Source organism: Arthrobacter gandavensis (genome assembly GCF_039528575.1).
GTDB classification, from domain to species: domain Bacteria; phylum Actinomycetota; class Actinomycetes; order Actinomycetales; family Micrococcaceae; genus Arthrobacter_B; species Arthrobacter_B citreus_B.
Genome location: NZ_BAAALV010000001.1, coordinates 464,827 through 488,161, shown reverse-complemented (window position 1 = coordinate 488,161; position 23,335 = coordinate 464,827). Strand labels below are relative to the sequence as shown.

The 23,335-nt window shown below is 66.6% G+C and carries 28 protein-coding genes; 18 read left to right on the top strand and 10 right to left on the bottom strand.

The features are described from left to right. Positions 1-74: 74 nt before the first annotated feature. Positions 75-908, bottom strand: a complete 834-nt coding sequence (locus ABFX29_RS02290) for an SDR family oxidoreductase (RefSeq protein WP_152227607.1) — start codon at positions 906-908, stop codon at positions 75-77. 360 nt (positions 909-1,268) lie between these two features. Here ABFX29_RS02290 and ABFX29_RS02285 point away from each other — a divergent pair, with 360 nt between their 5' ends. The 7 genes from ABFX29_RS02285 (at position 1,269) to ABFX29_RS02255 (ending at position 7,401) form a co-directional block, all read left to right on the top strand. Next, on the top strand, positions 1,269-1,838 hold the full coding sequence (locus ABFX29_RS02285) for a CGNR zinc finger domain-containing protein (RefSeq protein WP_152227608.1): 570 nt from the start codon (positions 1,269-1,271) through the stop codon (positions 1,836-1,838). A gap of 69 nt (positions 1,839-1,907) precedes the next feature. Further along, positions 1,908-2,783, top strand: coding sequence for an aldo/keto reductase (locus ABFX29_RS02280; RefSeq protein ID WP_152227609.1), 876 nt, complete (start codon positions 1,908-1,910; stop codon positions 2,781-2,783). A gap of 60 nt (positions 2,784-2,843) precedes the next feature. Next, on the top strand, positions 2,844-3,323 hold the full coding sequence (locus ABFX29_RS02275; RefSeq protein WP_152227610.1) for a YbaK/EbsC family protein: 480 nt from the start codon (positions 2,844-2,846) through the stop codon (positions 3,321-3,323). 137 nt (positions 3,324-3,460) lie between these two features. Beyond that, positions 3,461-4,450 carry an aldo/keto reductase gene (locus ABFX29_RS02270; RefSeq protein ID WP_152227611.1) on the top strand — a complete coding sequence of 330 codons (990 nt, stop codon included), beginning with the start codon at positions 3,461-3,463 and terminating at the stop codon, positions 4,448-4,450. A gap of 26 nt (positions 4,451-4,476) precedes the next feature. Next, positions 4,477-5,055: a DnaJ family domain-containing protein gene (locus tag ABFX29_RS02265; RefSeq protein ID WP_152227612.1), complete on the top strand. Its 579-nt coding sequence runs from the start codon at positions 4,477-4,479 to the stop codon at positions 5,053-5,055. Between the two features lie 58 nt (positions 5,056-5,113). Beyond that, on the top strand, positions 5,114-5,707 hold the full coding sequence (locus ABFX29_RS02260) for a GNAT family N-acetyltransferase (RefSeq protein ID WP_152227613.1): 594 nt from the start codon (positions 5,114-5,116) through the stop codon (positions 5,705-5,707). Positions 5,708-5,805: 98 nt separating this feature from the next. Further along, a complete protein-coding gene (locus ABFX29_RS02255; RefSeq protein WP_152227615.1) occupies positions 5,806-7,401 on the top strand; it encodes a Na+/H+ antiporter in 1,596 nt (531 codons plus the stop codon). A 56-nt stretch (positions 7,402-7,457) separates the two neighbouring features. Here ABFX29_RS02255 and ABFX29_RS02250 read toward each other — a convergent pair whose 3' ends face one another. From ABFX29_RS02250 to ABFX29_RS02230, 5 genes are all read right to left on the bottom strand, one after another. Continuing rightward, entirely contained in the window at positions 7,458-7,973 is a 516-nt protein-coding gene (locus ABFX29_RS02250) for a hypothetical protein (protein WP_152227617.1), read from the bottom strand. A gap of 52 nt (positions 7,974-8,025) precedes the next feature. Continuing rightward, positions 8,026-10,221: an alpha/beta hydrolase gene (locus tag ABFX29_RS02245; RefSeq protein ID WP_152227619.1), complete on the bottom strand. Its 2,196-nt coding sequence runs from the start codon at positions 10,219-10,221 to the stop codon at positions 8,026-8,028. Continuing rightward, positions 10,222-10,593 carry a DUF6507 family protein gene (locus ABFX29_RS02240; RefSeq protein WP_152227621.1) on the bottom strand — a complete coding sequence of 124 codons (372 nt, stop codon included), beginning with the start codon at positions 10,591-10,593 and terminating at the stop codon, positions 10,222-10,224. Positions 10,594-10,671: 78 nt separating this feature from the next. Further along, positions 10,672-11,997, bottom strand: a complete 1,326-nt coding sequence (locus ABFX29_RS02235; RefSeq protein ID WP_246167429.1) for a Y-family DNA polymerase — start codon at positions 11,995-11,997, stop codon at positions 10,672-10,674. Between the two features lie 7 nt (positions 11,998-12,004). Beyond that, the gene (locus ABFX29_RS02230) at positions 12,005-12,418 is read right to left on the bottom strand and encodes a LexA family protein (RefSeq protein ID WP_152227623.1); all 414 of its coding nucleotides are present in this window, start codon (positions 12,416-12,418) and stop codon (positions 12,005-12,007) included. Between the two features lie 89 nt (positions 12,419-12,507). Between ABFX29_RS02230 and ABFX29_RS02225 the strand changes: the two genes are divergently transcribed. The 4 genes from ABFX29_RS02225 (at position 12,508) to ABFX29_RS02210 (ending at position 14,236) form a co-directional block, all read left to right on the top strand. Continuing rightward, entirely contained in the window at positions 12,508-13,194 is a 687-nt protein-coding gene (locus ABFX29_RS02225) for a nucleoside/nucleotide kinase family protein (RefSeq protein WP_246167432.1), read from the top strand. A 107-nt stretch (positions 13,195-13,301) separates the two neighbouring features. After that, positions 13,302-13,451 (top strand): hypothetical protein, encoded by a 150-nt coding sequence (locus tag ABFX29_RS02220; RefSeq protein ID WP_170287748.1) that lies wholly within the window; start codon positions 13,302-13,304, stop codon positions 13,449-13,451. Positions 13,452-13,517: 66 nt separating this feature from the next. After that, on the top strand, positions 13,518-13,847 hold the full coding sequence (locus ABFX29_RS02215) for an ArsR/SmtB family transcription factor (protein ID WP_152227625.1): 330 nt from the start codon (positions 13,518-13,520) through the stop codon (positions 13,845-13,847). After that, positions 13,844-14,236, top strand: coding sequence for a VOC family protein (locus tag ABFX29_RS02210; protein ID WP_152227627.1), 393 nt, complete (start codon positions 13,844-13,846; stop codon positions 14,234-14,236). Before ABFX29_RS02215 ends, ABFX29_RS02210 begins: the two co-directional genes overlap by 4 nt. A gap of 56 nt (positions 14,237-14,292) precedes the next feature. Here the strand turns inward: ABFX29_RS02210 and ABFX29_RS02205 are convergent, their stop codons facing one another. Continuing rightward, positions 14,293-14,439, bottom strand: coding sequence for a hypothetical protein (locus ABFX29_RS02205; RefSeq protein ID WP_170287749.1), 147 nt, complete (start codon positions 14,437-14,439; stop codon positions 14,293-14,295). A gap of 474 nt (positions 14,440-14,913) precedes the next feature. Between ABFX29_RS02205 and ABFX29_RS02200 the strand changes: the two genes are divergently transcribed. After that, on the top strand, positions 14,914-15,627 hold the full coding sequence (locus ABFX29_RS02200; protein WP_152227631.1) for an SOS response-associated peptidase: 714 nt from the start codon (positions 14,914-14,916) through the stop codon (positions 15,625-15,627). Positions 15,628-15,642: 15 nt separating this feature from the next. Here the strand turns inward: ABFX29_RS02200 and ABFX29_RS02195 are convergent, their stop codons facing one another. Beyond that, positions 15,643-16,611 carry an aldo/keto reductase gene (locus ABFX29_RS02195; protein WP_152227633.1) on the bottom strand — a complete coding sequence of 323 codons (969 nt, stop codon included), beginning with the start codon at positions 16,609-16,611 and terminating at the stop codon, positions 15,643-15,645. A 176-nt stretch (positions 16,612-16,787) separates the two neighbouring features. On the opposite strand from ABFX29_RS02195, the gene ABFX29_RS02190 reads away from it, so the two are divergent. From ABFX29_RS02190 to ABFX29_RS02165, 6 genes are all read left to right on the top strand, one after another. Continuing rightward, positions 16,788-17,573 carry a thioesterase family protein gene (locus ABFX29_RS02190; protein ID WP_152227635.1) on the top strand — a complete coding sequence of 262 codons (786 nt, stop codon included), beginning with the start codon at positions 16,788-16,790 and terminating at the stop codon, positions 17,571-17,573. A 4-nt stretch (positions 17,574-17,577) separates the two neighbouring features. Beyond that, the gene (locus ABFX29_RS02185; protein ID WP_246167434.1) at positions 17,578-18,348 is read left to right on the top strand and encodes a lipoate--protein ligase family protein; all 771 of its coding nucleotides are present in this window, start codon (positions 17,578-17,580) and stop codon (positions 18,346-18,348) included. Between the two features lie 63 nt (positions 18,349-18,411). Then, the gene (locus tag ABFX29_RS02180) at positions 18,412-19,203 is read left to right on the top strand and encodes a pullulanase X25 domain-containing protein (RefSeq protein ID WP_152227637.1); all 792 of its coding nucleotides are present in this window, start codon (positions 18,412-18,414) and stop codon (positions 19,201-19,203) included. 72 nt (positions 19,204-19,275) lie between these two features. Beyond that, positions 19,276-19,641 (top strand): VOC family protein, encoded by a 366-nt coding sequence (locus ABFX29_RS02175; protein WP_152227639.1) that lies wholly within the window; start codon positions 19,276-19,278, stop codon positions 19,639-19,641. Between the two features lie 9 nt (positions 19,642-19,650). Beyond that, entirely contained in the window at positions 19,651-20,304 is a 654-nt protein-coding gene (locus tag ABFX29_RS02170) for a hypothetical protein (protein WP_152227642.1), read from the top strand. 55 nt (positions 20,305-20,359) lie between these two features. Further along, a complete protein-coding gene (locus ABFX29_RS02165) occupies positions 20,360-21,406 on the top strand; it encodes a hypothetical protein (protein WP_152227644.1) in 1,047 nt (348 codons plus the stop codon). 104 nt (positions 21,407-21,510) lie between these two features. Here ABFX29_RS02165 and ABFX29_RS02160 read toward each other — a convergent pair whose 3' ends face one another. Both ABFX29_RS02160 and ABFX29_RS02155 read right to left on the bottom strand, forming a co-directional pair. After that, entirely contained in the window at positions 21,511-22,152 is a 642-nt protein-coding gene (locus tag ABFX29_RS02160; protein ID WP_152227646.1) for an MBL fold metallo-hydrolase, read from the bottom strand. Further along, positions 22,152-23,237 (bottom strand): S-(hydroxymethyl)mycothiol dehydrogenase, encoded by a 1,086-nt coding sequence (locus ABFX29_RS02155; protein ID WP_152227648.1) that lies wholly within the window; start codon positions 23,235-23,237, stop codon positions 22,152-22,154. Before ABFX29_RS02155 ends, ABFX29_RS02160 begins: the two co-directional genes overlap by 1 nt. Positions 23,238-23,335 lie beyond the last annotated feature (98 nt).

The window sequence follows — 23,335 nt, the reverse complement described above, 5'->3', positions numbered from 1 at the left end:
CGAGGCACCATCCGTAACGAGAGCTGGGAAGCTGTGCCGCTGGCGTCCGGAACTACCTGGCCACCGCGCGGGGACTAACCGGCCGACGCCGCCCACCGCCCGGAATCGAGCCCCGCCACTACGCCGCCGTCGACCAGCAGATCCACGCCGGTAACAAAGGACGCGTCCGAGCTGAGCAGGAACGCCGCGGCATTGGCAATGTCCCCGGGAGTTCCTACCCGCCCGGTTCCCGAGCCCTCGATCATCGCCCGCATCTGCGCTCCCGACTCGCCCGCCAGTTCCTGCTGGCCCATCGGCGTCGAGATCACCCCGGGACTGATGCTGTTGACCCGGGCGCCCCTGGCGCCCCAGCGCACGCTCGCGGCCTGGACGCGCACCTGGTTGGCACGCTTCGCGGCCGAGTAGGCGAATCCGGGATTATCCACCCCGGCGACGAACGGCAGCCCCAGCAGGTCGTCGGCGGGTTTGGCCGCAAGCTCAGCCAGCACATCTTCGGGGATGTGTCCTCCGGCCATGTAAGCGGACATGGAGGAGATCACCACGCCTGCCCCGCCGTTGGCGATGACCTTCTCGAATTCCTCCAGGACCAGGGCGACTCCGTACAGGTCCACCTTCCAGATCGCTTCCGCCGGCGCCTGGGCAGGGGAGAGCCCGGCCGTATGCACCACTGCCGTGACCCTCCCGAGTTCGCGGGCCGTGGCCGCGAGCGCGGCCACCGAATTCCGTGAGGAGACGTCCACACCGCAGGATTCGACGTCGTACCCTTCAGCGAGCGCGGCGTCCACGGCATCCTGGAGCAGGGCTTCGTTGAAATCGGCCAGCAGGATCCTGCGTCCCGGCCCGCACCGCCGAAGCACAGCCAGTCCCATGCCTCCGGTTCCAATGACGACCAATACGTCCGCTGCCATGATCCGCTCCGTTCGGTAGGTTCCTTCCAGTCTTCACCGGCCGGTGGCGCGGAACAACGGCGGGCGCCCGCTTTGGCAAGCTTGGCGCAGCGGGGAGATACGACGCCGGTCTCCGCCCCCTGGACTACGGCACCCGCACTGGGCGGCTCAAAGCCCGGGGCGGCATCGCCGTTTCGGCGGAGGCCAGTTCTACCCGGTGGCTGCGGCATCGTACGCACCGCGCATAGACGACTAAGCCCTCGGAGGTGGCATGCCTGGAGGAGGTCACCCACCCGTGCTCACAGGCGGCTGCGGCGGTTTTCGGCGCTGTCCGCCGGTCCAGATCGATGTTCATGCCTTTGAGCATGCTGTAATGCTCTTATGCATCTCAACCCTTACGGCGAGTACGCCGTCCTGCTGGCGGCGTCGCTGGCTAACGACTGGCCGGATACACGGGCCGGAATCATCGCCCGAACCCGCGGGCACGGCATGACAATGACGTTCCCGGAAGGGCCGGAAGACCACCACGAGGTGCACGGAGTCATCCATCGCTGGCTGGAAGTTGTGGACGCCGGGACTCCGGGCCTGCGCGCAGAGCTGCTGAACGTGCTGATGAAGGACGCCGCGGCCTACCCGCGGCTGACCGATCATGATGGGGAAGGCTGGCACCTGCACTACCGCGACGGCGGACAGTCGCTGGCTGAGGTGCTGCTGGCGGTCTTCAGCGTGGGGACGGCCCTGCACCTGACCACGCGCGGCATGACCAGGCTGAGGCGCTGTGAGGCAGGTGCTGCCCCGGGCGATCCGTGCCGAAACGTGGTGGTGGATGTTACCCGCAACGGACGCCAGCGGTTTTGTTCCGTCCGCTGCGGCAACCGGGCGGCCGTCCGCCGCCACCGGGCGGCACACAGCCAGCCGGCATCAGCCCCCCGGTCCCCGCGCCGGCGCTGAAGGCTGTGCAGGGAGGGCGGGATGCGGGATTCTGGAAGCTAGACGCTGTTGCACGCTAGGAGCTTTTCGATGAACGCCATCATGCCCAAGCTGACCCTGAATAACGGCGTTGTCCTGGATGCGGTGGGCTTCGGTGTGTACCGCAGCGCCCCGGCAGAGACCACGGTTGCGGTGGAGACGGCACTGGCCAACGGCTACCGGCTGATCGACACGGCGGCGGCCTACCGCAATGAAACCGAAGTTGGCGCCGCCCTGGCCCAGTCCGGGGTTGACCGGGCAGAACTCTTCATCACCACCAAGCTGTGGGTTGACGACTACGGCTACGACGCGGCGCTGCGTGCCTTCGACGCCAGCATGGCCCGGCTGGGGCTGGACGTGCTGGACCTGTACCTGCTCCACCAGCCTCTGCCTTCGGACTTCGAAGCGACCATAGCCTCCTATCAGGCGCTTCAGACCCTCTACGAGCAGGGCCGGGTAAGGGCCATCGGGGTTAGCAACTTCGGCACGCAGGAGCTGAGTGACCTGCTGGCACGCACCGACGTCGTACCGGCGGTAAACCAGATCGAGGTCCATCCGTATTTCAGTGAACCGGCGCTGCGCTCCTTCAATCTGGAGAACGGGATCCTGACCGAAGCATGGTCGCCGATCGGCGGCGTGACCCGGTACTGGCCGCATGGCCCCGGCGCTGCACCGAAGGATCCGCTGCACGATCCGGTAATCGTCCGCATTGCGGCGGCACACCATAAGACCCCGGCCCAGGTGATCCTCCGCTGGGAGATTCAGCTGGGCATCTGCGTGATTCCCAAGTCGGTGACACCCAAGCGGATCGCGGAGAACATCGACCTTTTCGATTTTTCCCTCAGCGCCGCCGAACTTTCCGACATCAGCTCCCTGGACACCGGTGTCCGCGCCGGTCCTGATCCGGCAACCATCACCCGGAGCTGACACCGTCCACGGAAGACACAGTACGACGGCGCCGCGTTGGCTTTTGCTAGTGTCGCGGGCATGGAGAATCCTCAGTGGGCTGCGGCGGCGGCCCTGGTTGAGCAGGCGCTGGCAGAGCGCGGGTCGGCAGCGCAGCCAGTGGTGACGAACGGCTCTGCGCGGACCGCAGCAGAGGCCGCGCAGACCTTGGGCTGCGAGGTTGGCGCGATCGGGAACAGCCTCGTCTTTATGGCCGACGGTGAGCCCCTCCTGGTCATCACGTCAGGCGCCCACCGGGTGGACACCGCAGCGCTGGCCCGGCGCCTGGGCAAACAGCGGATCAAGCGGGCGACGCCGGACCAGGTGCGGGAGGCGACTGGCCAGGAAATCGGCGGGGTTGCTCCGGTTGGCCATCCGGCCCCCGTGGAAACCGTCATCGACCGGGACCTGGGCGGCTACCCCGAGGTGTGGGTTGCCGCCGGAACGCCGTATACGGTCTTCCGGACAGCCCTGGCGGAGCTGGTCCGGTTGACCGGCGGCACCGTGGTCCAGGTGGACTGAGTCCGGCACTGCGCCCCCAACGCGCTGTTGACGGCGAAGCCGGGCGGGCGCAGGGTGGTAGGCAAACCAGATGGGACGGACCGCAGCCAGCCGACCGGCGTCGTGCGCTGGCGCGTCCGCACGGCGGGAGGACACTGATGAAGACGCGCGAACTGGGTCCGGCAGGCCTGAAAGTATCCGAGCTGGGCCTGGGATGCATGGGGTTCAGCCAGGGGTACGGACCGTCCGGCAGCCGCGAAGAGGCCATCAACCTGATCCGCACGGCCTTCGACCGCGGGGTCCGGCTCTTCGACACCGCGGAGGTCTACGGACCCTACACCAACGAAGAACTGGTGGGTGAAGCCGTGGCCCCGTTCCGGGACCGGGTTGTCGTGGCCACCAAGTTCGGCTTCAAAATCAACCGGGACGGCCGCCAGATTGGCCTGGACAGCAGGCCGGAGCACATCCGGGAAGCGGTGGACGGTTCGCTCCGGCGGCTGGGGGCCGAACACATTGATCTCCTGTACCAGCACCGGGTTGATCCCCAGGTGCCCGTCGAGGATGTTGCCGGCACGGTGAGGGACCTCATCACCGAAGGCAAGGTGAAGCACTTCGGCCTGTCCGAAGCGTCCGCGGGAACCATCCGTGCCGCCCATGCGGTCCAGCCCGTCACCGCCGTGCAGAGCGAGTACTCCCTCTGGTGGCGCGAACCGGAAGAACACGTGCTGCCCGCCTGCGCAGCCCTGGGCATCGGGTTTGTTCCCTTCAGCCCGCTGGGGCGGGGTTTCCTTACCGGGAAGATCTCTCCCTCCACCCACTTCGCTTCCGGGGACATGCGCGGCAAGCTGCCCCGCTTTACCCGGCAGGCCCGTGAAGCGAACCAGGCGGTTGTGGACCTGCTGGAAACCACGGGCCGGGCCAAGGACGCGACGCCGGCACAGATTGCCCTGGCCTGGCTGCTCGCCCGGGAGCCGTGGATCGTGCCGATTCCGGGAACACGGCAGTTGGAGCGGCTGGAGGAGAATCTGGGCTCCGCCAGTGTGGTCCTCAGCGAAGAGGACCTGAAAGTCCTTGACGACGCAGCTGCCCGGATACCCGTCCAAGGCGCCCGCTACCCTGAAGAACTGGAGAAAACGATCGACCGCTAGCCAATGGGCCGGGAGGACACGCAGTAATGGGTAACCGCGGGGCTGACGCCTACCGGCGCCGGATGGAACAGGCAGCAAGGATCCGGGCGGCAGGCGTTCCTGCCGAAGAGGATGAGACGCCCGGGGAAGCGGCGCTGCGGCGGCGAAAGGAACAGGTGGATCCGGCGGACAAAGCCGACTACCTGATTCGCGATGCCATGATGCGCGGGGAATTCGAGAACCTGAAGTACGCCGGCAAGCCCATCCCGAACCTTGGCGAAGCCGACGATCCCGACTGGTGGGTCAAGGGGCTGATTCAGCGCGAGAACATCAGCGGCCTCGGACCGCCCGCCCTGCTGCTGCGGGTAGAGGACGCGGAACTGGACAGCGTGCTGGACGCCAAACCTTCCGCCGCCCAGGTACGGGAAACCGTGGAAGACTTCAACCGGAGGATCATCGAAGCCCGCCGGCAGCTTTTGGGAGGCCCGCCCGTCATCACGAAACTGCGGGACGCCGAACTGGAAGTGCAGCGCTGGCAGGAACGGCGGGCCGGGGACACCGGACCTGAACCGGATCCGGAGCAGCGCCGTCCATGGTGGCGCCGGGCCTGGAACCGCGCACAGTAGGATCCCCGGCCTTGCCCTGGAGCAGGCAGGAAACATACAGACACGAAAAGGAAGAACGATGGGAACAACACGCCTGGAGCACGCGTCAGCGGCAGAGATAACGGCCCTGGCCTCGGTTCTGGCGGAAGCCTTCGCCGACTACGCCTGGACCCGCTGGACCGTGGACAGCGAGCGCCGGGAAGCCCGCACAGCTGCCATCCAGCGGCTCTATCTGGAGCATCTGGCCCTGCCGCACGGGGAGGTGTGGGCCAATGAGGACCGCACCGCCGTCGCCGTCCTGCTCCCGCCGAATCTGGCAGCACTGGACCCCGCACCGCTGACCCCTGACCTGCAGGAAAAACTTGCGTCCCTGCACGGCGAATCGGTCCGCAACCTGGCGCATCCCCTTCCGCAGCCGCCGGCAGGATCATGGACGCTGGCCACCATCGGCGTCGCACCGCAGGCGCAGGGAAGCGGACTGGGCACCCGGCTCATGAAATCCGTGCTGGCAGCCAGCCCCGACCGGACCATTGCCCTCGAGACCTCCGCGGAATCCAACGTGGCCTTTTACCGCCGGTTGGGGTTCGATGTCTGGGCGGTCTCCGAGATGCCCGACGGCGGCCCGCCGGTTTGGTCGATGCTGCGCTCACCGGGCGCGGCCCGCGCGGGGTGAGCCCGGACAGGCAGGCCGCACCCTCGACGGAGCTGCCCGTGCTCGGCACACTTAAGTAGGCTGCCCGGCCGGGAAGCTGCCCGAGGGAAGGTTGGCCCGTGCTTGGTCTGGAACTCGTAGTGGCACTGGGGGTCGCCATCCTGGCCTGCTCGCTGGGTGCGGAACGGCTTCATATTGGTGCCCCGCTGCTGCTGCTGGCCGGGGGAGTGGCACTGGGTTTCGTACCGGCGTTCCGGCAGGTGGAGCTGCCGTCGGAAGTGGTGCTGCTGCTCTTCCTGCCGGCCCTGCTGTATTGGGAGAGCCTCAATACCTCCCTGCGGGAAATCCGGAGCAACCTGCGCGGCATTGTCCTGACCGGTACCGGGCTCGTCCTGGTCACCGCTGCAGCCGTTGCGTTCACTGCCCACGCCCTGGGCATGCCCTGGGGGCCGGCCTGGGTCCTGGGCGCCGCCCTGGCTCCCACGGATGCTACTGCGGTGGCAGTCCTGGCCCGCAGCCTGCCGCACCGCAACGTCACCGTCCTGCGAGCTGAAAGCCTGATCAACGACGGCACCGCACTGGTGATCTACGCCGTCGCCGTGGGCATCGTGGCAGGTGACGGGGGCTATACGCCACTTTCAATCTCGGGGATCCTGGCACTGTCCTATGGCGGCGGCATAGTCTCCGGCCTGCTGGTCGCCCGGGCCGGGATCTGGGTGCGCCGGCGGATCCAGGATCCCATGCTGAGCAATGTCGCCACCTTCATTACCCCTTTCGCCGCGTTCCTGCTTGCGGAGGAGACGGGCGGATCCGGCGTGCTGGCCGTCGTCGTCGTGGGCCTGATCATGAGCCAGGCCGGTCCGCGCGTGACGGCGGCACTGGCCCGCCGCCAGTCGCAGGCTTTCTGGTCCTTCTCCACGTATATGCTCAATGCCGCCCTGTTCGTGCTGATCGGGATTGAACTGCATGTTGCAGTGCGGTTGCTCGACGGACCGCAGATCACCGTCGGGCTGGTGGCGGTGGCCGCAGTGTCCGTGGTCCTGGTGCTGGTGCGCATCGCCTTCCTGTTCTCCACGACCTACCTGATCCGGCTGATCGACCGGCGGCCGTCACAGAAGCTGCGCCGGGTCAGCAACCGCTCCCGCATCCTCAGCGGCATGGCAGGCTTCCGCGGTGCGGTGTCCCTGGCAGCAGCGCTGGGGGTCCCGGCCCTGACAGCGGCCGGCACGCCCTTCCCGGACCGGGGGCAGATCATCTTCGTCACGGCGGGGGTGATACTGGTGACGCTGACCGTCCAGGGGCCGCTGCTTCCGGTAATCGTCCGCTGGGCGAAGCTGCCGGAGGACAACCGGTTGGAGGACGAGCGCCGCCTGGCGGAGATACGCTCCGCCGAGGACGGACTGTCTTCCCTGCCGGAACTCGCAGCGCGGCTTGGAACGGACGGCCGGGTGGTGGAACGGCTGGTCCATGAGTACCGGCATCACCTGGAGGTGCTGCGGGCCGACGGTGAAGTCCAGTCAGCGGGCGAGCCGGCACCGGCGCTGGAGCGCTGGCAGCAGGAGACCGAGCTGCGGCTGGCGCTCCTGGACCGCAAACGCACGGTGATCCTGGCGCTGCGCGACGAACGCACCATTGATGACCGTGTGCTCCGCCTGCTCGAAACCCGGCTTGATGTGGAGGAACTGCGCCTCACGCAGCCGGACCGCGATGAGTGAGGAACCCCGGGCGCCGGCGCACTCCACGGCCTTCAGTGCGGAACGAAGACCTGCTGCTAACGCGTCGCGGCGCTGACCTCATGCTCGAGCGAGGGATGGTCTGAACACTCGCTCTCGAGGGTCAGGAATGCCAGCACCGGGCTGGCCGAGTACACGATGAGCTCGCCTTCCTGCCCTTTGGCTCCCACACTGTACGGCATATCGGCTTCAGCACCTTCCGAAGGATCAATCATTGACGTGAGGGTGAATCCGCTGGCCTCAAGATAGTCGCGCATCTGGTCCCGTGCTGCACGGGGATCGGCAGGTGCCGGTCCCTCAAGCGCAAGCTGAAGGTCGCGGGCGTTCGGCCCTCCCTTGGATTCCGGGCAGCGATGCGGATAGAAAACCAGGTCAGGCGCCTCAGGATCCCAGGGGGATCCGTCTTCATGAATCCAGCCGCCGGTCTTCGTGGCATCCACGGCCCCGCTGGCCATGGCCATAAACCCGGCGAAAACCTCCGGAGCGGGACGGCCGGACGCTGAGGAAGGGTTCCCGGTATTTTGGGTGGGCGAAGCGGCAGAGTTATCCGGCACAGAAGCTCCTTGGGCGCACGAAGTCAGGGTTAGGACAGCAAGCAGCCCGGCACTAGTCAGAGCCCTGAAGCGCAACGAGCTTCTCCGCCACGAACTCAAACGCGCGCCACTTCCTCTTGAAGTATTCATCTGCTGCTTTCTGGTGGGCATCGATAATTGTGTCAACGGTACTCTGGGCCCCGTCCATTGCGTTATTGAACTGTTCCTGCAGCGCATCCGTTTTCTCGAGGGCTATTCCCTGCAAACCGTCGACCAGCGGGTTCAGCGGGTTCCGGAAGGGACCGACGTCCCTCAGGTGCTGTTCCTGCAGCGTGTCCGCGGCGAACATCAGACCCCCCTGGACAGTGTCTGCGGCCCTGTTCACTGACGCCTGGGCGGCGTCGGCGAACGCCGCTGCTCCGTCCTGCACGGAGTCCACGGCCCGTCCCGGAGCGTAATAGACGGCGCTGCCCCGGTCGGCGAGCCGGCCAAGGGCTGCATCGGTTTCTGCTTCCGGGATCAGGCCGATGCGCTCCCCGCTGCCGGAAGAAGCCGCCGCAATGTGGCGAAGGCTCGCCGTGTCCGGATCCAGGTATCCCCGGCCTTTCTCGGTCTCCGTGATACCTGCTCCGACCGTGGATCCTTCCCCGCCGTGGCCTCCGTTACCGAGGAGTTCCCTACCGTCAACAACGGCCGGCTCCGAACTGAAGACCTTTGCGCCCCAGGTCTCTGATGTGGGGGTGACCCGCGGGTCGCCGAAGTTGGACCCGAGTTGCCCGGCCGGAGCCACCTTGTCTGCGCGGCCCAGGGTGGCGTAGACCTCGCCGCTGCGCACCTTCAGGTCAGCGGCGCTTTCTGCTGCCTCAGGGTCAATACCGGCCGAACCATAGAAAACCAGCGAATCGATGGTGTTTTCGGTCTGGCTGAGAGCGTAGGCAGCGGTGGTGGTGCCGTAGGAATGGGCGGTCACGCTGATGAACGGAGGGTTCTCCGCGCTCCGGGTGTAGTAGAAGCCGTCAATGACGGTGGCCAGTTTCGCGCCGCCGGTCCGCGCCTTGTCGGAGAACAGCACTTCGGTGGACGGGGGCATGTCCGGAGCGTCATAGCCAATCCAGGCTAGGACCGCGGGATCGGCTCCCAGCCGCCGCTGTTCGTTGTAGAGGTTTTCAGCTTCCCGTACGGCGCCCCCCATGTCCTGGGTGGAGCTGCCCATGCCGGAGATGTTGGCGGTGATGCTGGTGGCCGTATCCATATTTCCGATGGCGACGGCGGCCAGGGGAGGCTCGGCCGGGTCGAAGGAAATCAGGCTGCGGTCCGCAGCCTTGGAGCCTGTCTTCTCAAGGGACTCTTCGATCGCCGCATATGACCGCCGCTGCTCTTCGGTCGCCCGCCAGGCGGGTTTCATCACCAGTGCCAGGACGGCAGCGTTGGCTGCAGCCCGCACGGTGTAGGGCACTCCCTCGGTATTGCCTGCGACGGCGGGCAGCGATTCTGCGAGCGCAGCCTGCTGCTCAGGACTCAGGGCCTGCCAGAAGGCGGCCTGGTGCTCTGCGGCCAGACCCACCCGGGGCGGAAGAACCGCCGCTTCCGGATAATCCGCGGCGAACTCCCGGTACCGGCCGGCGTCCATGCCGGCCAGCTGGTTGTAGTACGCCTGGACGTCCTCCGGCGCCGCGTCCGGGGACAGCGCCAGCCGGTGCAGGCGCTCGGCTTCGTGGCTGAGCAGGTCGAGCCGGCCCGAGCCATAGTAGGAATTCACGTCCGTGCTGGCTCTTCCCACCGCGGACAGGGCCTTCAGGCATACGTCCCGTGCCTCTTGGTAATCGGAGGCCAGCTTGCTTGCACGGTCCTCGAAATCCCACTGGTAGCGGATCAGGGAATTCGAGAAATCATCGCCGATCCCCGGCACCGGCTCCTCCAAGATGGCGCCCAGCTGACGGTCCGCAGCCGCTATGTCGCTGCGCAGCGAATTCGTTGCGGCCCGTATGGTGTCCACTGCATCCGCGAAGCTCCGGATGGCCGCGGCGACGGAGTCCGTGCTCTCGGCCAGCCCGCTGGCCTGGCGTGCCGGTGCCGCGAGGGCATTGAGGACTAGGTGCTTGTGGGGAGTTTCGTAGAGTCCCTCGAGGGCCTGCCATTTCCCGGCCGTATCCTCGACGGATTCAGCGAAGCCCATTCCGGCCGCAGCCAGCAGCGAGGCTTGGACCCGCAGGGTTCCCGGCGGGGGCAGCTTCTCGAGAGCCGAGAGGTCAACGTTGATGTATCCCATCTACTGCACCATCCAGCGCCGGGTCCCGCCGCTGAAGCCGGATGCTCCCGGGTAGGACAGTGAGGCGGCCTTGCCTGCCGTGTCTGCCATGTCCCGGTCGCCGTCTACGTAGGCCTGCACACTCTCCCGGGTGCCCTCAACGGCGTTGTTGCAGCGAACCATGATGTCCGTCATGTCATTGGCGATTACCTCGAAGCGCAGCCGGTCTACGGCGTCGGCGAGTTCAGGGCAGTCCGCCAGCGCCGTTTCCAGGGCGTTGAGTGCCTCCTGCGCAGAGTCTTTAGCCGGTTCGCATTCCAGGATCAGGTTTTCGGCGTCGTGCAGCAGGGAAAGTACTCCCTGCACTTGGACGTCCCACTGGTTTGCCCCCATAAGCGAAAACCTAGGGCAGCGGTCAGGGAGTGTCCATGGGGAGAACTGCCCATGTGGACAAACCGGCGGCTCTTGGACTCAGCGCGCTTTCACCACCGGAAGCTCGTCCCAAACGGTGGTGTAACGCGGCGAGGAGAACTTGCGGGACATGGTCCATTCAGGGCGGGCGCTGGGCATCCCGGCCACGCCCAGCCCAATGCTGGCCGATCCGTATTTGTCAGCAACTTTGCCCAGCAGCTCCCCGAGGTTGCGGTGTTCCTGGTCCGGGACGAAGGCGTCAAAGACCGGCTGGGCCCCCGCGTCGGAGAGGCCGCTGAGCATGACCCCCGCCTTGGTGTAGGGGATGCCTTCCACAATCTGGTCTTCGAGCGCCCCCACCGCAGCGCGGGTCAGCACCACCGGATCGGACGTGGGGCTCTGGAGCTTGACCGTGATGGAAGGGAACGACGCCGCTTTGTGGCTGAAGTGCGAAGTCCCGGCATACGCGGTGAGCACGCGTGCCTGCTGGTGTTCCCGCTGCAGGCGGGAAGCCGCCTGCTGGGCGTAGATGCTCATCACCTGCCTCATCTCGGCCGCCGTCGTTACCGGCACCGAGAAACTGCGGGAGAAGATCAGCTGCTGCCGGTCAGCACGTTCTTCTTCCAGCGGCAGGCACGGTGTGCCGTTGAGTTCCAGGACAGTCCGCTGCAGGGTCACGGAGAAGCGGCTGCGAATTACTGCAGGATCGGCTGCCTTGAGGTCGGCGACGGTCCGGATACCCAAGGCCTCGAGCCGCTTGCCCAGTTTGGCTCCTACGCCCCAGAGCCCGGTGACCGGTACCCGGGACATAATCGTCGCCACGGCACCGGGGTCCATGGTGTCCAGGTTGCAGACCCCGCCCAGGTGCCCGTTCTGCTTGGCGATCCGGTTGGCGAACTTGGCCAGCGTCTTGGTGGTGCCGATCCCCACGCATACCGGCAGCCCGGTATGGCGGGCCACTGCGGCGCGGATCCGTGTGCCCTGCGTATCCAGTTCCTGTGCCGTGCCGGTCAGGCCCAGGAATGACTCGTCAATGGAGTAGACCTCCTGCCACAGGGCGTACCGGCCCAGCAGCTCCATGACCCGGGAACTCAGGTCGCCATAGAGTTCGTAGTTGCTTGAACGCTGGATCAGGCCGAGGTGCGGCGCGGCTTCAGCCAGCTTGAACCAGGGTTCCCCGGTCTTGATGCCGAGGGCTTTCGCCTCATCAGAGCGCGCCACCACACAACCGTCATTGTTGGAAAGCACGACGACGGGCACGCCTTCCAGCCGCGGGTCGAAAGCGCGCTCGCAGGAGACATAGAAACTGTTGACGTCCACCAGCGCGATCCGGTGCAGTCCTCCTGCGGGGGAGCGGGCCCCGGCGGTGGTACCAGGCGGGGGCACCGGACCTTCAGACATGGTGGAGGCAGCGGGTCACGACGCCCCAGATGGTCAGCGCCGCCGGGTCCGGAACGTTCACGTCCGCATAGCCGGGGTTCTCAGCGGACAGGACGATTCCGCGGCCGGTGAGCCGGAGCCGGCGCACGGTTAACTCTCCGTCGAGGACAGCGACAACCACTGACCCGTCACGTGGAGTGAGGGAGCGGTCCACAATCAGTTCGTCTCCGTCGCTGATTCCGGTGCCGGACATGGAGTCCCCGGAGACCCGAACAACGTAGGTGGAAGTGACGTCCCTAATGAGGTGCCGGTTGAGGTCGATCCGCCCGTCGAAATAATCGCGTGACGGGCTGGGGAAACCGGAGGCGGCATCGGCGTCGGACACCGCCGCGGAGCGGGAACTGCCGGAGACATTGAATACAGGCATATGCCGGACCCCTCCGCTGGTTCTTAGAACATACTTTCGATTACCAACCCTAGCACCGTACGGGTGCCCGGAAGATAGAGTGCGGTGCTGTGGAAACGTTCATGTCGCCCGAGGCACAGGCGGTGCTTGGGTCGGTGGCTGCGATGCTGCCTTTACCTGCGCCCGGACGGCGTGTGTTCATTGGCGTAGACGGAGTGGACGGGGCCGGGAAAACCACTTTCGCCGATGCCCTGGGCGCGCGCCTCCCCGGGCCTGTGGTGCGGATTTCGATTGACGGGTTCCACCGGCCCAGCCGGGAGCGTTACCGGCAGGGCAGGTCCTCGCCGCGCGGATTCTTTGAGGACTCCTATGACTACGCCGCCTTTCGGCAACTTGTGGTGGATCCGCTCCGTCCGGGCCGTTCGGGGCGGTACCATGCGGCCAGCCACGATCTCGCCTCCGACCGGCCGGTATGTGGCCCTGAACTCACGGCGCCTGAACCGGCGGTGGTCCTGGTGGATGGGCTCTTCCTGCACAGGCCGGAACTGTCCGGTATCTGGGACGCGACAGTTTTCCTGGATGTGTCTTTCGAAACATCCTGCCGGCGCCTCCAGCGTCGGGATGGTTCCGATCCCGACCCCCGTGCTGCTGCCAATGCCCGGTATGTCCGCGGGCAGGAGATCTACCTGGCAGCCTGTGATCCGCTTGCCGCCGCGTCAGTTGTGCTGGATTACAACGACGCGGCAGCTCCGTTGATTCTCAGGGCTTCATCCAAGGGTGGTCCCCGGCGCCGGTAAAAAGGGAGCGCTGGCGGCCTCCAGGACCGGTTGCCCCTGCACAGCGGATGACGGCGGCGGGACTGCTCGGTTCGGACGGAGCGTGCGGCGGCGATACCGTTAACCGCATGAACGTTGAGGTGAACATCCCGCCGAAGCTTGGCCGGGAGCTGGAAGAGCTGGCCGCGGAGCAGGAAGTTCCGGTGGAGACCCTTATCCTCAACGGAGCCCGGCTGCTGCTTGAACACCGCAACCGCCGGAACCGTGTCCAGCCCTAGCTGAGGCGCCCCGCAGTTTTTCCCCACACCCTTCCATGCAACCCGTTGGTTGCCTATGGTGTCCGCATGGACGCTGTCTTCCGGGCCCTGGCCGATCCGGTCCGCCGGATCCTGCTGGAAGAGCTCGCGTCCGCGCCGGGCCAGACACTGTACGAGCTCTGTGTCCGGCTGATCACACATCACGCAGTACGCATTTCGCGGCAGGGAGTTTCAAAACATCTGGCGGTGCTCGAAGCGGCCGGGCTGATCAGGGTGGAAGCGGACGGGCGCTACCGCCGCCACCATGTTTGCCTGGAGCCGCTGACCCTGGGGGTGGCCGGATGGGTTCGGGCTCTGGCACCCGTGCTGCCGCTGCAGCCACCCGGACGGAACGAAGCGGAAGGACAAGACCCATGAGGATTGTGACGGCAAGCATCTTTGTTGATGACCAGGAGAAGGCCCTGGATTTTTATACGAGGGTCCTCGGATTCGAGAAAAGGCAGGACCAGCCTGCCGGCGGTGCCCGCTGGCTGACGGTAGGGAATGCGGGTGAGGAAGGCGGCGTCGAACTGCTCCTGGAACCCAGCGCGCATCCCGCCGTGGCTCCGTTCAAGGAAGCGCTGGCGGGCGACGGGATTCCCTACAATTCCTTTGCCGTGGAGGACGTTGCAAAGGAGTACGAGCGGATGCTGGCTCTCGGCGTCGAATTCACCCAACCCCCGGCGCACATGGGGCCGGTGACTACCGCAGTGTTCTCCGACACCTGTGGAAACCTCCTGCAGATCGCCTCGATGAGCCACGGCTGAGAGGTGGTGTGGAGGGCGCGCTCCGGCGTCCGGGGCGCCGGGGCGGGCGCCTGCGGCTAGCGCTGGGAGCCGTAGCTTGGTTCCCGCAGGGTGGAGCCGCTGATGCGGTGCATCCGCTGGCGGCAAAACGGGTCATAGACGGCGACGCCGATCCGGCCGGTTGCGGGATCGGCGCAGCGGATGCAGGTGCACGGAGCGTTCACGTGCCATGAACCTTTCTACTGCTGGGAACCGGAACTAGCTTCTTCCATTTTTACTCTCCGGCACCGGTGTCCTGTCGCCGAGGGGTGTCCGGGACCGGCCGGAGGAACGCCTGGAAACAGCCGAGGCCCAGACCCAGGTGGAGCGCCTGGTGCCGGCGTCTTGCCACAGCACCTGCACTGCTTTCGCAGACCAGGTGCAGGTTTCTCCGGCAACATGTTCGGCGCAGCCGGGAAAACGGATCCATGCCCAGATGGGAATGGCGGGCATGGAAGTGGTGGGCGGAAAGTGGTCAAAATCAAGTTCTTCGGGGGTTAGCCCGATGGGTTCCGCGCGCCTGGCATACCTGGCCGCCAGCCGCGCCTCAGCCTGAGGGTCCATGTTTTAAGTAGAACATATGTTCGAATCCTTTCCCCGGGTGCGGCGGCAGGAGGCTGCTCTGGGTTCCCCCGCCGAAGTGCGGCACAATGCTGTCCATGTGCGGACGATATGTGATGGCCCGGGCCACGTCGGACCTGGTTTCCGCTTTCGCGGCGGATCAGGTTGTGGGGGAAGACGTAGAGCCGTCCTGGAACGTTGCCCCCACAGACGATGTGCGCATCATCACGGAACGCCGCGGACCGGACGGCACCGTGCGGCGGCTGGCCACGGCCAAATGGGGCCTGGTTCCGGTGTGGGCGAAGGATCCGAAGATTGGCGCCAGGATGATCAATGCACGCCGGGAGACCATCCTGGAGAAACCGGCGTTCCGCAAGGCTGCGGTGAAGAGGCGGGCGCTGGTGCCTGCGGACGGCTATTACGAGTGGGAGAAGACCGAAGGCGGAAAGATACCGACCTACCTTCACCCCACCGTTCCCGACCCGATTGCGTTTGCCGGCCTGTACGAGTTCTGGCCTGATCCGAACCTGCCCGAAGACGACGAACACAAGTGGCTGCTGAGCGTCACCATCATTACCACCGAAGCGGCAGACGAACTCGGGCACATTCACGACCGGACTCCGCTGGTGGTGCCGCCGGATCTCTACTCCGAATGGCTGGACCCGCACCTGACGGACGCGGAGGCAATCGCGACCCTGCTGGACGCGATCCCCGAACCGGTCCTCAGCCCGCGGGTAGTATCCAGCCAGGTCAACTCGGTGCGGAACAACGGCCCGCAGCTGATCCAACCCGCAGAACCGGCAACGGACTAGGCCCGGGCAGGCACGTTACCAGGCGTAGTCTTCCGGCGCCGGCTTATGGCCGGGGAAGATCTCGTCCAGTTTCCGGAGCGTGGCTTCGTCCAGTTCCACCTCTAGGGCGGCAAGGGCGTCGTCGAGCTGGCCCATGACCCGCGGGCCGACGATCGGGGCGCTGACGGCAGGCTGGTGCAGCAGCCAGGCCAGGGCCAGGATCCCCGGCTCAATCTCCAGTTCCGCCGCGAGGTCCTCGTACGCCTGGATCTGGTCACGGTGCTTGGCCAGGAGGTCCTGGACCCGCCCTTCGGCGCGCCTGCCGCCCTCTTCCTGGGATTTCAGGATGCCGCCCAGCAGCCCGCCCTGCAGCGGGGACCAGGGGATGAGTCCCAGCCCGTACGCCTGCGCAGCGGGAATCACTTCCAGCTCCACGGACCGGTTGACCAGGTTATAGATGCTCTGCTCCGAGATCAGGCCGGCGAAATTGCGCCGCCGGGCGCTCTCCTGGGCCTGGGCGATATTCCAGCCGGCAAAGTTGCTCGACCCGTTGTAGATGATCTTGCCCTGTGCCACGGCGGTTTCCATGGCCTGCCAAATCTCGTCCCACGGGGTGTTCCGGTCAATGTGGTGGAACTGGTACAGGTCCACGTAGTCCGTCTGCAGCCGCTTCAGGCTGGCGTCCAGCGCCTGCCGGATGTTCAATGCCGAAAGGAAGGTCTGGTTGGGGCCCGGTCCCATGGAACCGTAGAGCTTCGTGGCGATGACGGTTGACTCCCGCCGGCCGCTGCCCTTAGCGAACCAGCGGCCGATGATTTCCTCGGTCAGGCCCTTGTTCTCCCAGCCGTACACGTTCGCCGTGTCAAAGAAGTTGATGCCGGACTCACGCGCGGAATCCATGATGCCGTGCGCTTGGTCCTCCGGCGTCTTGGGTCCGAAGTTCATGGTGCCCAGGCAGAGGCGGGAGACCTGCAGGCCGGAACGGCCCAGATGCGTGTACTTCATGGTTCCTCGGTTCCTTTGTTTGCCGGGACCGGCTGAAGGGGTCCCGGTCCTGCATGAGTTTGCTCCACGGGCCATTCAACACCGCCGCGCAGACACGGGGAAGGGGCCAGAGCCGTGCCGGAGGCGCAGGCAGGATAGCCTGAGTACGCATAATCCAGGACGCGCCGGGAGGATAAGTGGCCGAATCGTACTACCGCTCACTGGGTGAGGGGACTTTCGCATCAACCCATCACACACAGGGAGCCTGGAACGAGGACGAACAGCACATGGCGCCGGTCGCCGGGCTGCTGGTGCATTGCCTGGAAGAGGCGGATCCCCGTCCCGGGATGCGGCTGGCGCGTGTCAGCTTCGAAATCCTCGGTGTCATCCCGCAGGGAGTCTTTGACGTCACCACCAAGGTCATCCGCGCCGGACGCACCATCGAACTGCTCGAGGCCGAGCTGACAGCCGGCGGCCGTACGGCCGTGCGTGCCACAGCCTGGCGCCTTGCCCTGGGAGACACCACTGAGGTGGCCGCCGTGGAAGATGAGCCGATGCCCGGTCCCGGGCAGGCCCAGGGCTTCGACGGAATGACGGCCTGGCCCGGCGATTTCATCAACAGCCTGGAGTTCCGGGCGGTTCCCGGCCTGCGGCCCGGACGCGGCCAGGTGTGGGTGCGCTCGCCGTTCGAAATGCTCGACGGCGTGCAGACGCCTTCCACGGTGCGGCTGCTCGGCCTCGTCGATGCCGCCAACGGCATTGCAGCGCGGGTACCGCCGGGAGGGGAGAGCTGGATGTTCCCCAACGTTGACCTGCAGATCCATCTCTACCGCCAGCCCGCCGGGCAATGGCTGGGCCTGGATACCCGGGTCAGTTTCGGCACGGACGGGATCGGCCTGACGTCCTCGGTACTGCACGACGAATCCGGGCCTTTTGGGCGCAGTGAACAGATCCTCACGGTCCGTCCGCTGGGACGGAACTGACCCTGTGGAGCCGCGCCTGCTGGACGTCTACCGCCAGGAAAAGTCCTTTGGCGCCGCCGGTGACCTGCAGCACGCCCTTGACCTGCTGGCAGCCGCCCGCCGCGGTGAGCTGGGCCCGACCCTGCGGATCTACCAGCCGCGTCCCACCGTGGCTTTCGGGCAGCGTGACGCCCGCCTTCCCGGATTTCCCGACGCCGCAGCTGCCTGCCGGGACCTGGGTTTCGAACCCCTGGTCCGCAAGGCCGGCGGCCGGGCGGCCGCCTACCACCAGGGCTGCCTGATCCTTGACCACATAGAGCCCGAATCCGACGCCGTCGCGCACTCACTGGCGCGCTTCGCAGGCTTCGCGCAGCTGCTCGCCGGTGCCCTGCAGGACGCCGGGGTTCCGGCCGGGGTCGGGGAAATCCCCGGCGAGTACTGCCCGGGGGAGTACAGCGTCCATGGAGGAACCGGTCCCGGGATCAAACTGGTGGGCACTGCGCAGCGCGTGGTGTCCGGGGCGTGGCTCTTTTCCTCAGTGGTGGTCATCCAGGATTCGGCACCGCTGCGCGAAGTCCTCACGGCCGTGTATGAAGCGCTGGGCCTGGACTGGGACCCGGCGACGGCCGGTGCCGCCGAGGACCTCCGTCCCGGACTGAGCGTAGCGGGGGCCGAAGCATCCCTGCTCGCAGCCTACGGAGGCTACGCCGAGCTTCGCACGTCAGATCCCGGTCGCCTGGAGCGGATCGCCGCACCCGGGGCAACTGTCTTTCCAACCGGAGCCCGGTCCCGTTAGGCTCGGGCAGCGGAAGCAGGCGCGCATCCCCGCCTCAGCCACAACAAGCAAAGGACCCGCACGTTGCCCAAGAAGAGCGTCGAAAACACTGCCCTGCGGCTCAAGGCCATTCTCGAAGTCCTGGCCCGGCAGGACCCGTCAGCACAGAAGAAGACATCCCGCGCCGAGGTGCTGCGCCAGGCCCTGGAACAGGTGCCGCTGGAAGGCAGCGAAGCGCAGCTGCTGGCCAGCGGCGTCGCCCGCGGTGAACGGGCACTGGTTACCGCCAGCACCAAACTGGTCAAGGCCGGATGGATCCTGAAGGAAGGCCGGGCCGGCTGGAGCATCACCTCCGAGGGGCGTTCCGCGCTCTCCGATTTCCCCGATGTGGAGCACCTGCACGCTGCGCTCAGCGGCAGCGAACACTCGGTCACGGCAGTGACCAGCGCCGAGGCGCACAGTGAAGCCGTGCTCGAGGAAGCGCTGGTTGTCTCCGACGCCGCGGCCGAACCCGCAGCCCGGATCCACGGCGCGCATGCCGAAGAGCACTACGCCGGACCGTCCTTCCCCCAGCCAAACGCCGTTGCAGTGCCGGGGACGTTCGGCTCGGTGCTGGGCGGTACCGACTGGGATCCGGCGTCAGAGGCCGTGCAGCTGGGGTTCGACCGCAGCGACGAACTCTGGAAGCTCAGCGTAGACCTGCCGGCCGGGGACTATGAGTTCAAGGCTGCACTGAACCGCGGCTGGGACGAGAACTACGGCGAGGGAGCGCACTTCGACGGCGCCAACTACCGGATGGGACATGCGGGAGGGCCCGTGACCTTCCTGTACGACCACGCGACCCACACGGTGGTGACCAAACCTGACGGGCTATAACCGCGCAGCCGGTGCCGGACACCGGTATCACGGGACTATCATCGAGGGCACGGCAACGGTGAAGGAGTGCCCATGTTCGAGTACGGCAAGGCGTTCAGCGGATTCGCCGTAGCTGATGTCGATTCCGCCCGCCGGTTCTACGGCACCACGCTTCAGCTCCCCCTGACACAGATCCACGGGCGGCTGCGGCTCGAACTGGCTCCGCAGAACCACGTGCTGGTCTATGAGAAGGCCGGTCATGCCCCGGCCGCCTACACAGTGCTGAATTTCCCGGTGCAGGACGTGGATGCAGCCGTGCGCGAACTCAGCGGCAGGGGCGTGGTCTTCGAACCCCTCGACGCCGCCGTCGGCGACGGCATCTTCCGCCGGGGCGGTGCGGCCATGGCCTGGTTCCGCGACCCGTCAGGGAACATCCTCTCCATTCTGGAACAGGACTAGCGGCCTTTCGTGGCAGGGTGGCGCGGTGCATTTGGCCCAGCAGGCAGGCCGTACCGGCGGGTGCTGGCGGCTGCAGCAGCCGCGGGTTCGGCTGCGGGGGTCTACCTCCGCCTTGTCCGGCCGCTCCGCCGGCATGCCGCCGAATCGGGTGCCGGCCACCGGATGCCGGGGGACGCAGTCCTCACCGGCCCGGTGCTGCAGTACACCCGCAGCATCCTGATACCGGCATCCGCGGCGGACATCTGGCCGTTCCTGAACCGCATCGGGCACGGACGGGCCGGCTGGTACGTCGTTGACCGGGTGGGCCTGCCCGACCAGCGCGAGGCAGACCGTGCAGTTCCGCAGCTGCGTGACCTGGATATCGGGGACCTGCTGAGCACCGGAACCGGACACCGCCTGCGGATCAAGGAGGTCCAGCCCCGGGACTGGATGCTCTGGGCTGACGGAGACGGACGGTCAACGTGGCTGTGGCTGCTGAAGCCGCTGCGGCCAAACCAGACCCTGCTGGTAGTGCGTGCCCGTTTCCAATACGGCCTCCGGCGGCCCGGCGCCCTGACGGCCCTTCCGCTCGACGCCGTTGACTGGACTTCTGTCCGCAGGGTCCTGATGGCCGTCCGGGACCGGGCCGTACTGCGTTCGGCGACCCGTCTGGGGAAGCAGTGAGGCAATCCTGACGCCCTGCGATACGGGGGCCCGGCAGCGCTGGTAATTTTGATTCATGGAAGAACTTCCCGCCGCACAGCTGTTGCTGGCTGGACCCCGCGGACGGGAACTCTGCCTGGACCTGGCCCGGTCCATCCTCCCGGAACAGCAGGGGTTCTCCTGCGGGAGCAGCGCCCCGCAGCCAGGTGGCATCACGCCGGAGTCCAGGAGAGTTCTGCAGGCGCTTGGGGCGCTGCCGCAACGACCCGGGATCACGGTTGCGCAGGTACTCCAAAGCCTGGACCGCGTGGTGAAAGGTGCCTCGTACTGGCAGCCGCCGTCGGACATCGCCCGTGTGCTGGCTGAACCCGAATCGAGGAACCTCCTGCTTCCCGTGGCCATCGCCGTCGTCCGGGCGCGGCCCCAGTGGTGGTTGGCCCCCGGTGCGCTGACCCAGCACTACGTCCAGTGGATCGCCAGTACTACTGTTCCCGGTACGGACCCGCCATCCCTAACCGGCAGTGCCGCCGGACTGCAGCGATGGCGTGAATCAATTGCTGCCGAGGAAGGCAACACGCCCCTGGTTGCCAACTGGACCGGCCGCTGGTGGTCCGTGCCCGCTCTCTCCGACGTCCCCGCCACCACCCCGGCGATTCCCGGGAATGGACCGGCTGGGCTGCGGCTGGTCGAAGATCCGCTGCCCTGGACCGCGGCGCGGACCTATCCGCTGAAAGCCGCGGAAGGCGCCCGCATTTACGAGATCCGGGAAGCGCGCAGCTGGCAGAACCTGGTCTCCGCTTATCCGCTGGAAGTAACCCGCTCGCGCGGACGCAGCTGGGCAGTGAGCTCAGGGGACGCGGAGGCCGATACCTGGCTCTGGGCGATCCCCGACTGGCAGGCGGTGGCCAGGGACTACGACGGCGTCCACCTTAGCGTCGCAGGCTACCTGCGCACTGCAGGGAGCGTGCTCGACGCCGCAGGCGTGAAGACCATGCTGGCGGGCTGGGCGCCGGCTGAGACCTGGTGGCTGAACGATGTCCTGACCCCGGCAGGGGAACCCGTGAACTGGACTGCAGCCCCGGGAGGCCAGGGCTGGCAGCTCCAGGCTGCGGCTGCTTCCTGACGCACTCCAGAACGCCGAAAGGGCAGTTACGGCTGCTTTGAAGCTTCTTTCGAGCCGTAACTGGCCTCTCGGGGGGGGGGGGGGGGGGGATCCTGGAACCGGGCCTAGTGGCCGCGGGCGATCCATTCGTCCAAATGCGGTGCCTCGGCGCCGATCGTGGTGGAATCGCCGTGCCCGGTGTTCACCGTCGTCTCCGCCTGCAGGCCCAGCAGGCGCTCCCGGATGGAGTCGATGATGGTGCCGAAGTCGCTGTAGGAACGGCCGGTAGCTCCGGGGCCGCCGCTGAACAGCGTGTCGCCGGAGAACAGCACGGGTGCGCTGCCTTCCTCGTCTTCGAGCAGGAAGCAGACGGACCCGGGGGAGTGGCCCGGGGTGTGCAGCGCCTCGAGGGTGACGCCGGCGATTTCGAAGGTGTCACCGTCTTCAATGACGTCATCGGGTGCTTCGTCCGGGAACACTGCATCCCAGAGCATCCGGTCCGCCTCGTGCAGGAACACCGGGGCGCTGAAGCGGTCCTGGGCCTCGGCCACGGCACGGATGTGGTCGTCGTGGCCGTGCGTGAGCAGGATGCCCATGACTTCCCTGTCTCCCACGGCCTCCGCAATGGCGTCCACGTCGTGGGCGGGGTCGATGATGATCACCTGCAGGTCATCGCCGATGATCCAGACGTTGTTGTCCACGTCCCAGGTGCCGCCGTCCAGGCTGAAGGTGCCGGAGGTGACCACCTTGTCGATGCGGGCCGCCATTAGAGCTCCACCACCGAGCGCAGGACCTTGCCGTCATGCATCTTGTTAAAGGCTTCCTCGATGTCCCCCAGGCCGATCCGTTCGGAGACGAACGCATCCAGGTCCAGCCGGCCGAGCTTGTACTGCTCCACGAGCATGGGGAAGTCGCGGCTGGGCAGGCAGTCGCCGTACCAGGAGGACTTCAGCGATCCGCCGCGGCCAAACACGTCTGCCAGCGGCAGCTCGATCTGCATCTCCGGCGTGGGGACACCCACCAGCACTACGCGGCCGGCGAGGTCGCGGGCGTAGAAGGCCTGCTTGTAGGTTTCCGGGCGTCCCACGGCTTCAATCACGACGTCGGCGCCGTTGCCGCCGGTGAGCGCGCGGATGGCTTCCACCGGATCTTCTTCGCGGGAGTTGATGCCGTGCGTGGCACCGTTGGCCAGGGCGAGGTCAACCTTGGCCTGGTCGATGTCCACGGCGATGATGGTGGTGGCGCCGGCCAGCTTGGCGCCGGCAATGGCAGCAATGCCCACGCCGCCGCAGCCGATGACGGCCACGGATTCGCCGCGCTTTACCTCACCGGTGTTGATGGCGGCACCAATGCCGGCCATGACGCCGCAGCCGAGCAGGCCGACGGCGGCGGGATCGACGTCGTCGTCCACCTTGGTGCACTGCCCGGCGGCAACCAGCGTCTTTTCGGCGAATGCGCCGATGCCCAGTGCCGGGGAGAGTTCCGTGCCGTCTTCCAGCGTCATCTTCTGGGTGGCGTTGTGGGTGTTGAAGCAGTACTGCGGCTGGCCCTTGCGGCAGGCACGGCATTCCCCGCACACGGCGCGCCAGTTCAGGATGACGCGGTCGCCCGGGGCCACTTCGGTGACGTCGGGGCCGACGGCTGAAACCACGCCGGTGGCTTCGTGGCCGAGCAGGAACGGATAGTCATCGCTGATGCCGCCCTGCTTGTAGTGCAGGTCCGTGTGGCAGACGCCGCAGGTGAGGATGTCCACCAGTGCTTCTCCGGGCCCGGGATCCGGAACCAGGATGGTCTCCAGGGAGACCGGCGCGTTCTTTTCCTTGACTACTACAGCTTGGACCTTGTGAACCATGGGGGAGGGCTGCCTCTCGGGAGATGTCTCAGGGGCACCCCGGCGTTCCGGGGCTACTGTTCCATCCTAGGGACGCCGATGCCGGGAGTCACTTTCGC